Genomic DNA, 1,093 nt, shown 5'->3' with positions numbered 1-1,093 from the left:
CGCCTGTCATGGGCGCGGCACCGGGCGCCTGTCAATAGTGCAGCACGGTGCGGATGCTCTTGCCCGCGTGCAGCAGCTCGAACGCCTCGTTGATCTGCTCGAACGGCATGTCGTGGGTGATGAACTCGTCGATCTTGATCTCGCCGTCCATGTAGCGCTGCACGTAGCCCGGCAGCTCGCTGCGTCCCTTCACCCCGCCGAACGCCGAGCCGCGCCACACCCGGCCGGTGACCAGCTGGAACGGCCGCGTCGAGATCTCCTCGCCGGCCCCGGCCACGCCGATGATCACCGACTCGCCCCAGCCCTTGTGGCAGCACTCCAGCGCCGAGCGCATCACGTTGACGTTGCCGATGCACTCGAAGGAGTAGTCGACCCCGCCGTCGGTCAGGTCGACGATCACCTGCTGGATCGGGTCGGCGTGCTCCTTGGGGTTGACGAACTCGGTGGCGCCGAACTGCTTGGCCAGCGCGAACTTGTCCGGGTTGACGTCGATGGCGATGATGCGGCTGGCCTTGGCCATCACCGCGCCCTGGATCACCGCCAGGCCGATGGCGCCGAGGCCGAACACGGCCACGGTCGAGCCCGGCTCCACCTTGGCGGTGTTGAGCACCGCGCCGATGCCGGTGGTCACGCCGCAGCCGAGCAGGCAGATCTTGTCCAGCGGCGCCTCCTTCGAGACCACCGCCAGCGAGACCTCGGGCAGCACGGTGTACTCGCTGAAGGTCGAGCAGCCCATGTAGTGGTGCAGCATCTTGCCGTCGAGCGAGAAGCGCGAGGTGCCGTCGGGCATCAGCCCCCGGCCCTGGGTGGCGCGCACCGCCTGGCACAGGTTGGTCTTGCCCGAGCGGCAGAACTTGCACTGGCCGCACTCGGCGGTATAGAGCGGGATGACGTGATCGCCGGGCTTGACGCTGGTGACCCCTTCGCCCACCGCCTCGACGATGCCGGCCCCCTCGTGACCGAGCACCGAGGGGAAGAGCCCCTCGGGGTCGGCGCCGGAGAGGGTGAAGGCGTCGGTGTGGCAGACGCTGGTCGCGGCGATGCGCACCAGCACTTCCCCGGCCTTGGGATCCTGGACATCGATTTCGGTGAG

General features: G+C 68.5%; 1 protein-coding gene. It reads right to left on the bottom strand.

The annotated features are described in order from the left end of the window. Positions 1-31: 31 nt before the first annotated feature. Positions 32-1,093: S-(hydroxymethyl)glutathione dehydrogenase/class III alcohol dehydrogenase (locus DIS04_RS20265; RefSeq protein ID WP_111415590.1), on the bottom strand; the 1,062-nt coding region annotated here is incomplete at its 5' end.

Source organism: Billgrantia lactosivorans (genome assembly GCF_003254665.1).
GTDB classification, from domain to species: domain Bacteria; phylum Pseudomonadota; class Gammaproteobacteria; order Pseudomonadales; family Halomonadaceae; genus Halomonas; species Halomonas lactosivorans.
Note: the sequence above shows the minus strand (reverse complement) of the source record. Positions and strands in the feature narration are given on the sequence as shown.